Source organism: Sulfurimonas limnophila, assembly GCF_059705345.1.
This window is the reverse complement of the sequence record NZ_AP046127.1, coordinates 1,008,732-1,028,762: the sequence shown is the minus strand read 5'-3', so window position 1 is coordinate 1,028,762 and position 20,031 is coordinate 1,008,732. Positions and strand designations below refer to the sequence as shown.

Here is a 20,031-nt window from a genome sequence, read left to right as displayed (position 1 = left end):
CGCATCACAAAAGACGCGAGAAAGGTTATTATAATTTAGATTACATTAACACTTACTGTTTGCTCGACTAATATCTTAGCGTACTCATCTTCCGCATTATATTCATACACATTGTAAGTCACGCCATCTATTCCTTCCGTAGAAGTCGTCGCTCCAGTTAAATCAACTGAAACAGTATCTCCCTGATTTCCTCGAACATATAACTCTTTAGCGTCATTTATGGCAAATACGTCTTCAAACGAGAGCGCTAAAGCGTTGTCTCCAGTTCCAGTCAAATCAATAGCTTCAATGCTTTTCAACTTCTCACCAACAGCGATAGAAGCAAAATCTAGTTGCATACTCGCACCATCAAGCACTAAAGTATCAAAACCTAATCCACCATCAATAAGCATAAAGTCTAAACTATCCACCACGATGTCATCATCTCCAGCTCCCGCGTAAACAACATCCGCTCCACCTTCAGCGTAAATAGTGTCATCTCCGTCTCCAGCGTGAATAACATCCGCTCCAGCTCCTGGATGAATAATATCATCTCCACCAAGAGAATCTATTACATCAACACCTGTTCCGCCTTGGATAGTATCTCCATTTTCAGTAATTACATCATCATTTTCAATAACTGAATCAACACTTGACACAAGAATTTTTTGAGTTGTATCACTTGAAGAAACTAAAGTTACTCTAAAGTTTTCATCATTTTCAACTATAGTATCACCAACAACTGTTATTACAATCTCTTTAGAAGTTTCATCTTGTGCAAACACTACATTTCCAGACATTACTGTTGTAAAATCATTTGATGCAGCTGCATTTATACCAAGACCAGCTAATGCCCAAGCAACTGTCGTTGCTGCTAAATTAACTCCTGTTCTAGTAACACTATATGTATAAGTTGTAGTTCCATCTGTCCCTTCAACTTTTCTTACATCTGTTGTACTAATTGAAATGCCGCTGTCATCATCAAATATCGTGCTATTCACGGTAGCTGGATTTTCAAATCCATCTGCGGTTATCTGAAGTTTAAACTCTATATCATTTGATGAAATATCGTCATTTACGGTTTCTAGAGCTAAAACAACTCTAGACTCACCAGCTGGAATTGTAATAGTGCCAGTTGCATCACCTACTAAATAATCAGCTGTTGTAATATCAGTATCTTGTAAATCTACTAATTTATAACTAACTATTAATGGTTCACTATTATCTCCATTTCTTACGATTTCATAAGTTAAGAAATTAGCGTTGTCCGTTCCTTCTTTTACAGAAGTTACTATTCCATTTACTTCTAAAGTAGCTAAATCGTCATTTTGAATAACAGCGTCCAATCTAGCTTCATTTGGAGTGCCAGGAGCAACAACTACTATAAATCCTTCATCACTTTCAAAAACTGTGTCACTTGCTACGACTACTTCAATAATTGCAGTTGAAGAACCTTCAAGGAATGTAATATTTCCATTTGGTAATAACGCTCCATCAAAATCAGAACTATCAGCTTGATTATCACCAAATCCTAAAATTTCATAAGCTACTTGAGCTTCACTTATAGTACTTCCACTTCTTGTAACTTCAAATGTGTAAATTTTAGTTCCCACATTTCCTTCTTTTATATCCACTGTTGTATTTACAATAGAAGTAATTGCCGTATCGTCATTGATAATTTCTAGAATCGCTTCTGAGTTATCAACTGTTCCACCAACAACTTCTGTAATTCTAACTCTTAAGATTTCATTTGCACCTGCAATATTATCTGCAACTATCTCTAAATTAATATTTGATTCTACATAACCATTACCATCTGTTCTAAATTCTACCCAACCTGTCATAGTTTCAGAATCATAATAAGAACCTATAATATTTCCACTGAAGTACTTAAATTCAAAGTCTCCACTATCAATTGGGTTAATATCTGTACCTTCAATTACAAAATGAGCTTTTACAGTTTTATTTGCAACACCTTCAGCACTCAATGTAAATGATATAGCTGGATTATTTCCATCACTTCCCTCAATAATACTATCGACAGAAGCTTCAACACTAACACCAATATCATCATTTGTAATTACTGCTGTGTCAGTAGCTACAATAATTTGCGCACCTTGAGTTTGTGAAATTAAATTTGATATTTCAACTTTGAAACTCTCAGATGGCTCAAATACAGCATCTGGAGCAATTGCAACTTGGATAGTTTTTACACTTTCACCATCTGCAAATGTTGTATTACCAGTTGGCCAATATCCTCCAAAATCAGAGATATTTACAGGATTAAAACTATTTTCTTCTGTACTTATTGCCCAATCTAAAGAAGCTGTCCCACTTAAATCACCACTTCTTGTAATTGTAAATGTTACTAGTTTAGTGTTTGTTCCATTACCCTCAACAAAACTATTTGCTGTGAAATCTACTCTAAATGCAGGATCATCATTTAATACTTCAAGTTCTGTTGTTGAAGTATCAACATAAGCACCATTTACACTATCTACAACATCATTTATTTTAACTATTGGATTAGATAAACTTAAATCAAAATATTTATCAAAGTCTCCAATATCATCTGTTTTTACTTTTATATCAAAAGTTGCCGTTAATGAAGTTCCTTCAAATGTAACTGTACCTGTTTGTGCTTCAAAAATGATATCTGATAAATTAATTGCTGTTGTTTCAGTAACTGACCAATCTACACTTACATTTGTTGTTGGATTTTCTCTATTTACAGTAACAGTATATGTTGTCCAAGAATCTCCATCTCCTTCATTTTGTGAAAGAGGAGTAACAGTATAAGTAATTTTATCAGCATCATCATTTGTAATAGTAAGAGTTTTAGAACTATTTTCTAAATCCAAACTTGCACCTTGGCTTGGATTTGACAATGTGAAATTAAATACTTCATATGCTTCTGAAATAGAATCATTATTCATATTGATAGTGACTGTTGTTGTAGCTGAGTCAGCTGCAAAAGTGGCAGTTCCAGTTAAAACATTTATATCGTTTGTTCCCAAAACATTTTCACTTGCAGTTATAGTCCAATTTACTGTATTTGACTCAGTTAATACACCTGTTCTTGAAAGTGTAAATGTTGCCGTTCCATCTTCATTAACTACAACATTATCAACTATTGAAATAAGTGCATCATCATTTGTAATTGTCCCTTCTGCATTATCAACTATGATTTCAAGACCTGGTTCAGGAGTATCAATTACTAATTTAAATTTCTCATTTGCTTCATAAGCTGAGTCACCACTAATAGGAACTTTAATTGTAAATGCTGTTTCACCTAATGGTAATTCTAAAATTCCAGATGGTAATGTTCCACCAAAATCTGCTAAATCTGCTTGGGCATCAATCAACTCAATATGCCAACTTACACTTGCATCATAAGTTAAAACTCCACCTCTTGTAAGAGTAAACTCTACATAAGAAGTTCCTGTATCACCCTCTACTACACTTGAAACACCATCTATTGCAATAGTTGAATCATTTGAAGAAACTACAGGAGTTCCAACATCATCATTTACTACGGTACCATAAGCCACATCTTTGCCATCTTCTATGGTTGCACCCGTTGTTCCATTTGCAACTGAAATAGTAAATATAAATACCTCATCAAGTTCCGCTACAACATCGGAAGCCGATTTTACAAATATCTCTTTTACCAACTCATCTGACGCAAACGTTACGCTACCAGTTGCAAGAATTCCACCATTCATATCATCAGTGCTTACAGAGTGGCTATTTCCTTCGCTACTTACTGCCCAATCTATGGTTTGTTCTTGTCCTGTAACCGCACTTCTTGTAATTGTGAATTTTTGACCTGCAATATCACCCTCAACTACTGATTCACCAGCTGTTAAAGTAAAGATACTTTCATCATTTAAAATAGTACCTTTTGCAATTACTTTTTGTGTGTTGATTCCATCACTATCTGTCGCGTTAGAAAGAGATACATTTATGTATTGATCTGCTTCAACAGTTGTATCACCTTTAATATAAACTTTAACTTTTTGAGTTTGTTCACCATATCCATCAGAAATTACTTCTGAAATATTTGTTTGCCCATTATCAAAACTTAAACTTTCTGTTTTAACAGATGCGCTTGTTAAGTCATCTGTGATTGTTGCGCTTCCATCTTGTACTGTCCAAGTAACAGAAGAAGAACCATTTGAAATTTGACCTTTTCTAATTACGTCAAATTCCAAATATGCGCCATCAACGTCGCCTTCTAAAACAGGAGTCGCGTCAACAATCTCCACAGTCGTATCATCATTTACAATAGTATATGTTAGAGTATTTGCCACATCGGAAATCTGACCTTTAGTAGCACTTACCAACTCTACGTTAAATGATTCATTTCTCTCAGCCACTTGATCTCCATCAACTCTGAACGTAACAACTTTTGAAGTTTCACCAGCAGCAAAAGATACGGTTCTTTCTCCTAATCCATTTACAATATCATTTTCATCTATTGTATAAGTAGCACCATTTGCAACTATTTGATAAGTTACATCAGCAGCGCCTATATACTCATTACTTGGTCTTGTAATAGTAAATGTGTAATCTTGGAAATCATCTGATTCTACTTGACTTAACGTAGTTGCACCAATTGACCAAGTCGCATCATCATTAAGTACGGTCACAGGAATATTTTGTGTCGTACTTCCTCCTGACCAACTAGGATTTTGAGAAAATAAGATATTTGAATCACTCACGTTGCTGAGTTGTAAAGTATAAGTTTTATCGGCTTCAACGGTCGTATTTGCAGTTCCAAGCACAAAGTCCATAGTGTACTCTTTACTTCCATTACCATTTGTGTTTGTAGTATCACCTGCCAAATCCCAAGTGCCAGTTGCAACCACATTATTACTTGCATCTACAAGATTATAAGTAATAGTCACATCATGGTCAATTCTTCCATATCGTGTAATATCTGCGGTAAATACTATATCACCACTATCACCCTCATAGATATGTTCACCCATATAATTGTAAGGAAAAGAGTAGAATGTATTATTCACATAAATTCTTCCATCATCATTTTTAACTTCGGTTGTAACGGTTGCGTTCTCGCTATCCACATACATATTAGCTGAATCTGGAATTCTTCCATCCGCGTCTAATAAATCAATCCCAAATTTGTTAAGATTTAACGTTGTGTCATTTCCAGTACCATAATACCAAGGAGACATCCACTCAGACCAACCATTTTCTAAAATTGTTTTACCATCAATCAGAGTAAATACAAAGTTTTCATTATTTTCAATAACATCATCATTGTTATATGTCAAAGTTATAGTTTTTGTAGTTTCTCCCGCTTCAAAGCTCACAAGTCCAACGGCGTAAGATGGCGCTGAAGCTTGATATGGCGTATAAGTTTGAGCAACCGTATCTCCACTTATACTTGAATAGTCAGTATAATCACTAGGCGTTCTTAATGTCCATCCAATTTGTGCAGCGTTTGTAGCATCTCCCGTTCTTGTTAGCGTATAAGTAATAGTATTAGTTGCACCATTTTCATTATAACCACCTTCAAATCCACCTGTTGCATTGTTAACCGCACTCACAGATACAACAGATGTTGCAGCTTCATTATCAATGATAATGCTTTCCATTGTTCCAGCAACTTGACTGATTGCAGGAGTTTTTGCGTTTTGCACTTCAGTTGGAACGCTATTTGCCCATCTTGCGTTTGAAAGCTCAATACTAAACGCTTCCGCCCAAGCTTCTTTTGTAGTATCATCTTTAATATTTAAAGTGATCTCTTTATAGCTTTCACCAACGCCAAAGTTTAACGTTCCATTTAAAACAGAAGTATCAAAATCAGTAGCATCGGCTTTATAGTCGCTATTTAGCGCGTTTGCTGCGGAGTCAGGAAATATAACTTGCCAATCGATATCCGCTTCATAAGCGGTTGAGCCACTTCTATAAACTCTATATGTTACAGTATCTCCCTCAGTTACAACTTTACTTCCATAAGTAGCGGCATTTTCTTCATCAGGAATAATTTGTCCAATAGAAAATAGTGGATTATCATCATTAGCGATATACCCCATTGAAGTTTGATAATAAACATCTAAAGTACTACCACTTGATGGATTGCTTAGTCTTACCACAAAGCTATTTAAGTCTTCAGCGCTTATATCGCCTTTCGTTTTTATCTCTATGATAGTGTATTCTTCACCATCGGCTATAGTAGCCACTCCACTTGGAAGCGTAGTGTTCGCTAAGCTATTTTGGCCATCTACAAAGTCACTTGTATCTGCTGATATACTTGTATTATGGTCTAAGAATGGATAATCATCTTCAACGCTTGAAACCCAACCATTTTCAACTCTCCACTCTATTGTCGCATCGCCTGAAGTTGTAAAGTCTCTATAAATTTTAAAGAAATGAGAAACTTCCCCACTATCGCCCTCTGCTTTTGCATTTTCATCATCAATAGTGTCATATTCATCATTATCAAAAGATTCTACACTATTTATATCTAATTCATAAGATTCTATACCAAATCTTCCCTCATCTCTTAAAATAACTCCCTCAGCATAACTTGTCGTAGGATTTACAACAGACCAAATTCCAAGGTCACTAATATCTCCAACATTTGCTGGTTTGGCAAATACAACCTTAAATGCTTCTGTTGATTCGACTACCGCGTCTCCAACTACTCTAATTGTGAGAGTTTTTGATGTTTCATTTTCTCCAAATTGTAAAGTTCCACTTAATGTGTTTGCATCAAAATCACTACTATCAACAGTTGCACTAGGTATAGTTCCATATACCCATTGTCCATTAGCAGCAACATATGACATATTGCCTATACTATGACCTTGAACACTCCACACTAAATCAACTGCTGCTTCTAATCCTGTTCTTTCAATTACCCACGTATATTCTGTATAAACAGTATTTTCATTTCCATCTAGTTGCCCTTCAGCTTTTACAACTCTAGTTGCTAAATCAGATGAAAGAGAAAGTGCAATATCATCATCAGTAATATATCCCTCAGCAATACCTGTTGTTTCACTTACAGATAATCCCTCTGTTGGATTACTAAGAGTGATTTTAAATGCTTCTGGATTTTCTTGATAATGATCTTTATGTACTCTAATTGTTATTGTTTTAGAATTATCTTCATTTCCTGAGAATACTAAAGTTCCACTTGCTACTCTATTTATAGTTGTGACATCTTCATTTTGCCATTGTGCATAATTATTAGAGAACCAATCTACAGTAGCAGCGTCATATCCTTCTTTATCTAGTCCACTTAAACTCCAAGTAATAGTTTGCGTTCCATCTCTATCATTTCCAGTTCTTACAACTGTATATGTAATATCTACGTATTCACTAGCATTTACCATTTCCGTACCAGTTGGACTGCCTTCAGTTACTGTTTGAGTGATTGTGCCTACGCTAAACCCTACTTCTTTATCATCATCTAAAATAGTAGTAGTTACTGTTGCTGTTGTGATACCAGTTCCAACAGACGCGTCAAATAACTCTACTACTAGATTTTCACTAGCACCCTCATATTTCCAATCTTTTGCTACATTTATTGTAAATGTTTTATATGTTGCACTATCATTAGCGCCAAAAGTTATAGTCCCAGATGGTAAACCATTGTTTGTACCTAAACTATCAGTTGCTCCTACGAAATCATCTATTGTAATTCCAGATTCCGCGTTTACTTTCCAGCTTACTTCTGAACTATGAGTTGTGTCTCCACTTCTATAAACTGTATATGTTAATGTTGTATATCTAGCATCGGCAGATGAATTTGCTGCATAAGTTCCTTCTGTAATTGAAGATTGACTCACTTCAAGAACAAGTCCTGCATCATCATTTGTAACTTGTACGGTTTTTGTTGCAACTTCTGTAGTTTGAGCATCTTTCAATACAACTTTAAATGATTCATTCTCTTCTTTTACAGAATCTGCTTTTAAAGTAAATGTTTTTGTAACTGTACTTTGCCCAGCTTCAAAAATTATCGTTTCATCTGTTGGTAAAGTTTGCATATCAACAAAATCATCCGCACTTATAACATTAGCAGTTGTTCCCTCAATTGAGTAAGTTAAAGTTGCTTCATTTTCTGAATTTCCAGCTCTTACAAAAGTTACTGTAATAGTTTTATTTTCACTATCTCCTTCTTTAACTGCTGTATCAACTGCTACATCATTAGCTTTTACTTCGATAGAGTAAGCAACTGTATCATTTACGATATATGCTGTAATATCTTGATCTAAAATCTCACTTGCGTTTGCCGCTTCAAATCTTAGTTTAAACGCTTCATCAGCTTCTAAGATTGAATCATTAGCCACTTCAAAAGTAATAGTTTTTGTTTTTTCATCTGCTGCAAATACTATATTTCCTGATGGAATCGTGCTATTTACAAAATCTGCCAAACTTGCAACTGGATTTACTCCATCGCCTTCTAAAATTACAGCCCAATTATACGAAGCTTCATAAGATGACTCAGCGTCAGGTCTTGTTATGGTGTACGTAAATGTTTTAGCCGTACCCGTAGCTTCGACTTGTTTTACTTCATTTAAAGCAATAGATAAATTAATAGCATCATCTTCAATCATTGTTGAAGTTGCAGTTGCTACTTTAATATCACTTGTATCACCTTGCACATTTGAAACTGTAACTGTGAAAGGTCTATCACCATTCATTTCATCATTACCAACTGTTGTGATAGTGATGGTTTTTTCTAATTCATTTGCTGCAAAGTCTAAAGTTCCAGTTGTTGCATCAAAACCATAAGGTATATTTGCAACATCTCCTGCAACATTCCATACTAAATTACTAGCTTGTGTTGTATCACCAGTTCTTGTTACTGTAAATGTATATGTAGTTTCAGCACCAGTTGCACCTTCAGCTTGACTTACATCATTTGCAACTATACTAATTGCAACATCATCTTCAACAATTGTTCCAGCAGCTGTTGTTGAGCCACTTAAGCTATACCCACTTCCAACTTCTGGAGTTGAGAGTACTAAATTAAAGTTTTCTGTTCCCTCTTGAATTCTATCTGAAGTTAAAACAACATCAATATAAGTTTCTAATTCACCTTCTGCAAAAATCACAGAGCCACTTGTAGCTGCAAAATCTCCATCTTCTGACGTAATATTTTCAATATGCCAGAATACTTCTTTTTCAGTATTGTTCGCGTCTCTAGAAACACTAAATCTTAAAGTATTTGGAGCTTGTGAATCATCCCCCTCTTGGAGTGAAACTGGCGTTGTGTCTAAAGTGACTAAATCATCGTCATTTACAATAGTAACAACAGTCGTTTCTTCTCCTTGAACTATCGTTGTTCCTTCTGAACTGCCTGTTAGAACCAAAGTCATATCTTCATTTGCTTCTTTAGTATCATCGCCAACCACTGGGATTAAAATAGTCGTTTCATCGTCTCCATCTTCAAAATATGTTTTACCTTGTAATAATGAAGTTAAATTAGAAGAATACTCTACATATAAAGTGTCTTCATTGACAGCGCCTTGCACTGCTAAGTCGTATGATAGTTTTACACTTCCAGCCGCCGCACCATTGAAGTTTACAAATAATAATACATCTGATTCTGTACCTTCTGCTACATTTGTTGAATATCCTACAAATGGATCTTCTGCTGTTCCACTACCAGTTATAACAAAATTATCAGTTAATCCACCACTTGTAGTAAATCCAACTTTTACACTTCCAACTGCACCATCATCAACAGTTATACTTGTAACTGTCATAAATTTAGTCGCACTCATTGAAAGACCATTATTTGCACCTGTTACATTTTCTACAACAGTTTCACCTAAAGTATTTGTACCTGTGATTGTAAATACTCTAGTAGTTAAATCATCTGTACTACTAAATGTAATTTGACTTGGCGTTTCAAATGTTGCTACTGAATCATTTACAGCAACTTCACTTCCGTACTCAGACATTACTTGCTCATTTACTATTGGAGCTCCAACTGTACCAATTGAGATATTACTAATTGAAGAACCATTTACTGAACCACTTTCTATATTTAACAGTTTAGTAAAATAATGTGTTGAAACATAAGAACCATTAGAATCTAAACCTTCAACAATTTCAACTACGCTATTACCGTCTTTATCTATACCTGTTATTCTGTACTCTTGATTTTGTGCGTTTGAATCGTTGTTTGTAATAGTAACTCTTTGAGCTTCTGCAAATACAATATAACCATCATTATCTCTAGTTCCATTTAGAGTAATATCTGCAAAACCATCTCCCTCAACAGCACTAAATTCAATTTTTCCATCATTCATATTAGCAGTTTCAATAGCAAATACTTCTTTGAAAACTCCTACTGATTTTGAAATTCCATCTAAAATATTTTCATAAACAATAGTTTGAACTTGACCATTTGCATCTAAACCAGTTATTGTGATTTCACCATCCGTATCTGCTAAATTTGATTTTGCAAAAAGTGTCATTGTATTTTCAAATACAATAGATTTTCCAACAGATAATGAAGCATCATTTGCTCCCGAAGATACTTGAATTGAAGTTACAGAAACAAATCTATTTGTTGAAACAACTGTTTGATTATTTAAAGTTGTAATAGTTTCAATTACTAAATCTTCACTTCCCTCTATATAACCACTTATAGTAATAGTTCTATCTGATAAATCATCATCTGATGTAAATGTTAATAACTCTCCATTTAAAGTTATTGAATCTTCTCCTAAAAGTGAAGCTGAATCTTCTCCACTAAATTCATAAGTAGCAACTGAATGCATAAAATATGGTTCATCTCCTACAAGTGAGCCATCTGTTGCATCATAGATTTCAATAGTTTCAAATGTATTTGGATTATTTACTTCAGCTACTGAATAAATATAGTTACTCCAGTTATACCAAACTAATTCATTTCCATTTGTATCTTCTATAATGGTGTATATTTGTAAATAATCACCCGTATAAGCTAATTTTCCATCTAATATATCTTGTGCGCTTAGAATTGGATATGTATAACCATGACTCAAGTAATAATTTGAATAACTTTCCCAATATGGCTCCTCTATAGTCCCCGAGTTATATAATAAATCATTATCTGCACTCCAAGAATTAATGTTAATAGAACCAATATCATCAGCACTAAATCTATTTTCATACATAGTTGCAATATCTTCTAAAGTAACTACATTTAATGAATTATCAATATATGCTGAACCTTCATCTACTAATAAATTAGTATTCTTATCATAAATATCTACATTATTAATATTTAAATAATCACCTGTATAAATGACTTTTCCATCAAGAATATCTTGAGCTGTTAAAGTACAATCTCCTTCAAAATAATTATTAAAGTTTACCCATTGCGCTGTATCTTTTGTTCCAATATTTACATATAAATCTTCATCTGCATAAGCAGAGTAAAGTTTGATTTGACCTATATCTCCAGCTTTAATATCAAATGATTTTTCTAAATCAGAAAGAGTTAAAGTATGTGTTTGAGTTTGGTCATAAATATAATCACTTCCAGAATTATTTATATCTTGGTTATAGATATTTTTTGCAATAACTTCTTCGGCGCTATAAATAGTTGTATTATAAAAATTAACATAATTTCCTGTATAAGCTAATTTTCCATCTATAATATCTTGAGCTGTGAAAGTTGGATATGTTTCATCATTTGCATAATAATAATCCCAAAATTCAATCCATTGTGGATTTTCTTTTGTACCGTTATTAAAATACAAATCATCATCAACGCTAAAATTTCTAATATTAATAGATGCAATTTCATCAACTGACGTCTGAAATGCTCTTGCTAAATCTTCAAGAGAAACCGTATTTGTTGGATTATACATATAACCATAATCATCATAGTAGTAATAGTTATTCCCATTTTCATCAAATGAAAACTTTGGATATTGGATTTCAAAATACTCCCCTGTATATGCAAGTTTTCCATCTAAAATATCTTGAACTAAAATATCTCCACCATTAAATATTTCCCATTGTGGATTTTCTACTGTTCCTTTATTAAAATACAACTCATCTGAATTTTGGTCTGTGTTCCAACCATCAAAATAAACATATACCATATCATTTATAGTGTATTGATTATTTTGCATATATGTATCTACATTGAAAAGATTTACTAATGAATCAAGAGAAACTGTATGAAATGCATTTGGTTCAATAACTTTAGTATTTGAAGCAAGTGATGATAAATTACCTTGAACTATAGAAATAGTATCTGTGTCTAATAGGTTTGTATCCTTATATTGACCATATACTATTTTTTCTGCTTGAGATACATTAAGAGCTGTTAAAGTCGTACTACCATTCGAAGTTTCAACCCAACTATCTTCTCCATTTATATCTGTAATATCAAACGAAATTCTATTCCCACCTGTAGTAATCGCGATAAGTGAATTTGTGTCCTCACTTACAATAGAGGTGTTTTTAATAGCAATGCCATCTAAAGTTAAAGTACCAGACATTGATGATAGCTCTTGCTCTTTTGCAACGCCATCTTTGATTACTTTTTGTCCCACAACTTCAATAGTCGCTAATCCACTTGGATCAACTAAGTGAAGATTATTTATCCAAGCTTTATCAGCCCCATCACTACCACTATTTTCGTTATTGTCGTATCTCACCCAGATATATCCACTTCCATCAAGTGCAACCTCACCTGTTTGTGTTGCTATTTCAGATGAAACATTTTCTGAAGCGACAAACGTATAGTCTACATAATAAGAGTCATCTCCATCATTGATATACACTTTTGGTTCAATTTCAACAACACTGCCGATGTAACGAATTTTTCCATCTACTATCTCTTCCGCATCCACCCTTCTCGCATTGCTATATTCTTGGTCATATCTTTCTTCGATTGTAAGCCATTCTGGTTCGCTATCAGATCCTACATTATATTGAATTTTTGTTTCATCAGAATCAAATCGAACCCATGAGATATCATTAACATCAAAATAGTTCGATGCAAAATCATTTAAAGTCAATGTATGATACTCAACATTTTCAATGTATGAAAGCTCATTTTCATTTCCATCATATATATAAGCTTTAAAATCTTTGCTATCACCTAGATATGCTAATTTACCATCTAAAATATCTTGAACCGCTACATATCTTTCATTATTATCTACATTTACCCAATTTGGTGTTGATGTTTCACTTGTATTTATATAAAAGTTGTCATCAACTATCCAGTCAAAATAAACATATTCGGCAGAACCGATTTCATAATCTCCTGCGAAATCATCAATAGATAACGCTGTGTAAACTCCTGTATATATATCTATTCCGTTATATTCATTTTCTCCATCATTAGGATATACATATAGTCCTATAGTACTTCCCGTATGACCTAACTTTCCATCATTTATATCTTGCACGGAAACATCAGCACTTTCTACATTTTCAGCATGATCCCAAAAATTAACCCAATTTGGATTTTCTTGTGTTCCTTCGTTGAAGTATAAATCATTATCCCAAAATTCATCTATGTCAAAATACTCAATATCTTCAATCGCGTAGTTTTCTTCATCAATAAACGCGCTTATATCCAATGAATTAATTAAAAGAGGACTTTTTAACGCTGGAATTAAAAGATTTGCGCCTTCATTGTCATATCTCATATCTCCACTATCAGTAGAGAAAGTTCCTTCAGGCGCATACGAAATATTACTTGTATCAATTCCATATCTTCCTAACTGTTCAGCATCAAATGAAATTTCAGCGTTAGAATCCGTTACGTCAAGTTTGAAAATTACATACGCTCTATAATCCTCACTATCTCCATCATCGTCTGCGCTTCCATTCGCGCTTGTTGTACTTTCTTCAAAGTTCAAATCAAAGTTATTATCATTTTCAACAGAAGTTAATATTCCACCATTTAACGAGATATTATTTAAGATAAACTCGTCCATTGGCTCCGTATTATTAAAAGACCACTCTCGATTGTATGACACCATTAAATAGCCATCTTTTGAAATAATAATGCTCCCTTGGACGCTTTGATCGCCACTGAGCGTCGCGAAGTCTATCCAAGAATCATAGTAACTATCAAAAATACCTATAGAGTCATTCTCTTCTCCTAAATCCACATTGTCAGCGGAATTTGACTCTCCACTGCTAATGAGTGACCATTTAACCCAATCTTCTCCAACAGTGCTTCCCTCTCTTTTGATGGTGATAGCCACATAATCAGAAGTTCCACCTTGACCTTCTAAATACTCAACAGTGGAGCTTGCCACTTTGATAAGCGAATCGTCATTTATAATCGTTGCCGTTGTTACGTTTGAGTAGCCATCAAACGCCACTCCATTTTCTCCAGTTCCACCGATGAGTTTTGTTCCCGTAGATGGATTTGCAAGCGTTACGTTAAACACTTCATCCAAACCATCTTCAAAAGCTACGTCTCCCGCCACTTTAATTGTAATGGTGGCTGTTGCTTCACCTGGCTTAAACGAAACTGTTCCTGACGTTGGTTGATTTTGCATTAAATCTGCAAGCGCCGCGCTATTTGATTCACTTCCAAAAGATAGAGCCCAGTCAACGGTTGATGGATTTCCAGTAAATCCGATTCTACTTACCGTCACTACTAAATCCCTTGTCCCAGAATCTCCCTCCATGGCTTCAAACAATGCGTTTGTAGCAAAACCAACAGCGCTTTCATCATCAACTATAAATCCTTCAATTGATGGATTTATGAGTCTTATATATTCAGGCAAAGACGCATTGTCAAGTACGATATTAAAGCCCTCGTCACCTTCTAAAACGCTATCTTGAGTAGAACTAAATCGTATAGTGGCGGTTGTGTCTCCCTCTTCAAACACTAAAGTTCCTGATGGATAAACACCTTCCGTAAAGTCAGTCGCGCTTACTCCATTTTCATTTGATGGCTCTAAGCTCCAAGGAATCTCTAAAGCTTCAGAAATATTTCCACTTCTTGTTACCGTGTAAACAAACTCTTCAATACTTCCTTCTAATAATCTATCAATATCCGCTTCAATTTTTACGTCTTGAACATTTGGGTTAATAGTAGAGATGGCTGTTTTGTTTAATAACGTAACGTTTGAATCTTCACTAGCAAACAGCTCTATACCAAATGATTTATATCCGTTGACAACTTCGTCTCCAGTTGTTTGGAAACTTACCTCTTTTTGCGTTTCTCCCGCTTCAAAAGTAAGTATAATCTCTTCATCCGTATCAAATAAGTCTGTTCCATTTTCACCTGTTGAAGAAATTGTATACGATACGCTATGCGCAGTTGAAGTGTCACCACTTCTTGTGATTATAAATTTATATGCCACTTCGCCTGTTGAGGCATTTTCAATTTCTTCAGGAACAACCGAAATATAAGCGTCATCATTTACAATTTTTCCAATAGCGTTTCCAAATACTTTTGAGCCCTCTGGAAGATTTTCTAAAACAAAATTAAATTGTTCATCAGGACCTACGTCATTATCACCTTGAACAGAAATAATTACAGTTGCTGTTGCACTATTTGCATCAAATAAAATATTACCACTAGGTAAACTTTCTAATACAAAATCATTTCCACTTACAAGTGCAGCACCACCTGGGGTAACAGAATAAGAGATACTTAAAGATTGTGATAAATCACCACTTCTTGTTATAGTATAAGTAATATCTGTATTTTCGCCCTTTGCACCCTCACTAATAACTGATTTATCAGCCGAAACTGTAAATCTAGTGCCTGTTTCAACAGTGGAAGTATCAACGATATCGGCTATCGCGTTAGCGTTTGAAGCATCTATAGAGTAGCCATCATCTGCATTTGTCAAAGAGAACTCTAAAGTTCTTATCTGCTCTTGCGTTAAACTCGCAGGAACAAATATAGTAACTGTTTTTTCTGATTCTCCATCCGTAAAAGTTACTTGGCCACTTGGCAGTTCGCTATTTTCAAAATCTTGCGCGGATATTCCACTTGTTTCCCAAGAAACAGTGGCTTCTCCAGTTGAATCAGTTCTTTTTACTATAAAACTAATTTCAACGCTTTCACCTAAATCAGGCGTTTCAAAACTTGCTAAAGATGATGGCTCAACACTAACTATAGTTGGAGCTTCCGTGAGGTTTGTCACTGCAATAGTGGCTGTCACTTCTTTGCTGTTTCCAGCTTCATCACTTGCGACAACCGTAAAAGTATAAAGCGTTTTACTTTCATAGTCCAATCCATTTTTTGCGGTAACTTCACCAGCTACTGAAACTTCAAATAAATCAGAATCACCGCTTCCACTTTTCATCGAAAGAATGGCACCTGTTGAAGCTGTTACCGAACATATAACGTCTGTGGTATTACTCTCTTGTATAGATGTGATTAATGAATTTGAATCAATATTTAAACTTGGAGCTGCTGTGTCAATAGTAAACTCAAAAGACGTATCGGCACTTTTTAGTCCCGCCTTATCTTCAACCACGAATTTTATATTTTTTAATCCATCAGAGAGTGGGATTGTTGGAGTAAATGACCAACTAGTTCCATCAACCGTAGCTATACCTACTTTCGTAGTCCCTATGTATGCTACGACTGATTCATTTTCGCTTAACTCTGAAGATATTGTTCCAATGAACATAGGTTTAGAGTCATTTGTAAGTCCCTCTGCTGGTATTTCGCCAACAATACCTAGCACGTCATCCATAACACTTTCTATTGCTATAGATTGCGTTGGAACCAACGTATCAATATTTAGATCAAAATTAGAAGACGCCAGACCCTGCTTTGCGCCATTGTCAACTTTAGCGTTAAAACGATAAGCTCCATCATCTAAATTCTCACTTGGAGTAAATGTCCAAGTTTGACCAGTGACAACAGCCTCTCCGATTTTTTTATCGCCATTGAAAATCAACACTACTTCATTTTCTTGCAACAACGCGCTAATTGTTCCCGATATAGTTGGCGTTGCGTCATTTGTGTATGCGTCATTCGCTAAGGCTTTCAAGTCATCCTGAACTGTAGTTAGAGTCACTAAAGTAGTTGGAACTCCCCATTCTACAGTTACACTTTGAGAAGTAGCACTATTTCCAGCTCTATCCACAGCAGTCGCTGTTAATGGCGTACTATCTGCGATTTGAGTTGTTGTGGAGAAAGACCATTTACCCGTAGCGTCTGTCATTGCTGTTCCAACAACCGTCTCACCGTCTTTTATTGTAACAGTGGCACCAACTTCTGCCGTACCATTGATAACTTTTCCATCTGTTTGATTTATTACTGGAATTGAAGTAACCGTATCGACAACAAAGCCATAAGGATTAAGCGCCGTCATGATTTTACTATCACTATCTCTGACAATAGCTACGCTAAAAGCCTGGCTTCCATCATCGAGATCAGATGACGTATAACTCCAATCTAAAACATTAAGAGTGACATCGATTAAAATACCATCATTATTAAAGAGTTTTAGAGTATATCCAACTGGAAGTTCACCTGATAGCGTTCCACTTATAGTTGGCGTTTCATCATTTGTAACTGAGTTTTTAGAGATTGTCCCTGTAATTGTTCCAAAATTATCTTCTACAGTGTCAATAGTGATAGTTGGTAAGACTAATGGAGGTTTCATAGAGATTTGAACATCTCCATTATATGGAGTTTCATTATTATCAACTGTATTGTAAGCAATTACATCCAAGTAATCCAATTCAATTTCTTCACTTGATTTGACATATAAAAATCCAACAACGGAAGGATCAACCACAAAGTAGGTTCTAGAGTCAATTTCTATTTCTTCAGTTAATTGATTTGTCTCTTTAGTTAAAGGGTTTACTGTAAATAGTTCTACACTATATTCATCATCCGTTGCTTTAGAGATATAAAGCCTGTCAACGCTATCTCCAACACCTAAAGTTGGCATTTGAAGAACTATTTTTGTAAGCTGTCCCGTAACGCCATCTACGTCATTTGCTAAAAATGGTTTAGCTTCGGTCGCAACCGTATTTATTTGTGTAGCAATATAAGTATCAATTCCGCCTGTCGTATCAGTATTTAAAGTATCTATACTATCAGATAAAGAGATATCTCCACCCCTTTGCGTACTAGCTTGAGCACCAGCGGTTGTTAGCGTAGGAACTAAAACTTCCGTTACAGTTCTTAAGGTTGAAAGAGCTTGAGTAGACTGAGGATCTAAATTAGTTTGCTCGTCAATTAGAGTATTAAATCCAGATATCACATCACTAATCGTAGTTAAATCGGCTTCATTTGACGCTCTTAAATCATTTGTTAATCCCAAGTCATTTGAAATAGTTATAGAATCTGTAATAATTGTTTGAATATCAGTGGATGATCCTAAATCAATGGTCGTTCCCGTATTTTCTTTTTCTGCAATTAAATTTGCGAAAGACTGAGTCGCCGCAGTTGCTCCTTGACCCAAAATATTTGCGTCAATATCATTATTTGACGTAGCGGCGGCACCATCAATTAATGCCGTTGACGTACTTAACACTACTGCGATTTGTCTATTTAAGGATAAAAAAGCTTTATCAAAGTCAGTAGCGTTTTCACCCATTGAGGCAGCCACAAAGTCATAATTTAATATAGCTTGAGGATCTTGGATGTCTATTCCAAAAACTTGTCCGATTGTTACTACGGCGGCAAGTAAAGCCTCTTGAGTCATCGCTTCATTTTGTGTTCCGTTTGCTTTTGCTTGAGCTTCCGCGACAGCTGCGATCAGCGTTGAAAGAGGAGACATAATGACATCGTGACCAGGTACTTGAGTCGTTGCGTCCAAATAAACTTTATAAACTATCGTATTTGGCGTTCCTGAAGCCGTATCGACCCCACCCATCGCGATAATTGGCGCGCCATCAGGATCTGTAGTAAATTCAAATCTACCATTAGAATCGGTCTGTGTCCACTCTTCGCCCTCACTCCAAACACCATCTCTATTTGTATCTATAAATACAAAAGCGTCAGAGATATAATCATCTTGAAGTTGTCCCGAGAGGTTGTTGTTAAATGAGATTTCAGCCACTTCACTTACGTTTCCTGCCGCATCGCTCATAGAAGTAAGGGTTGTATATGTTCCAAAAGGAAGAGTCCCTATTGTTTGAGTGATAGTGCCATTCGTAAGATCATCAGCGGTCAAAGTAGTCTCTTCAGTTTGAATAGCAACACCTAAAGAATTTTTCAAAACTGTAAGCACTTTATCTCCGACTACTGCGTTTGATGGCAAAGTGGTAACAATTAAAATTCCATCTGTCGGAGTGCCTGTTGACATAACACCCGTGTCGGTGTTTAACGCAGGAGCTATCGTGTCAGGGGCTGGTGAGCTATTTGAACTTGAATCACTTGATGATGTAAGTGCTAAAGCTCCTATACCTGCTGCAGCTGCCAAACCATAAGTTAAGAAAGTATTCTCTACTGGTTCTACGAGAAAAAATGGGTCAACATCAGACTCTAAGTTAATATACCCTGATGATGTAAGAAGCTCTCCATTTTGATTGTAAATCATTGGAGGTGTTTGCATTTGTGCAAAGTAATTCTCAAGAACTAAAGAGGGCTCAGTTTCACCCTCAAAATATACCTCTAAATCATCTCCGACTCTTTTTGTTTTTAAGACTTTTACTTTTGTTGATGGCGTCTTTGCGTCATCAACAAATTGATATTTAGAGTTCTCCGTTACCGCTACTTTTGTGAGCTTGCCTTTTTGAACAACTATAACTTCACTTTCCCCTGAAAGTTTTTTTACATAGAGCTTCATTTCTTTTCCTCGTATCGCAATTTAGCTTGCTTCAAATTTCAAATAGTCAATCTTTAAAAATAAGGCTTAGCAACCAAAGCATATAATTTGATTCTTAAAAAAACAAACTAGTATGATTATTTATAAAAACTGGTACAACATTATAAATTACAAAAGGGGCAAAAAAGGGAACAATATAAAAAAAATTTATATCAAAATTAGATATTAATATTATTTAACTATTAACAATTTTTATTGTCATATTTTTTATGCATAATACCTTAACTCATAATAAAATCATTTAATCAATGGTATCATCATAAAAACATCTGGAAATAACGCT

General features: G+C 35.0%; 1 protein-coding gene. It reads right to left on the bottom strand.

From position 1 onward, the window contains the following. Positions 1–35: 35 nt before the first annotated feature. Positions 36–19,709, bottom strand: a complete 19,674-nt coding sequence (locus tag AC6H33_RS05275; RefSeq protein ID WP_497605910.1) for a Calx-beta domain-containing protein — start codon at positions 19,707–19,709, stop codon at positions 36–38. Positions 19,710–20,031 lie beyond the last annotated feature (322 nt).

Excerpts from the sequence above, each read along its gene's own strand:
- AC6H33_RS05275 (WP_497605910.1), bottom strand. The coding sequence starts at position 19,709 with ATGAAGCTCTATGTAAAAAAACTTTCAGGGGAAAGTGAAGTTATAGTT.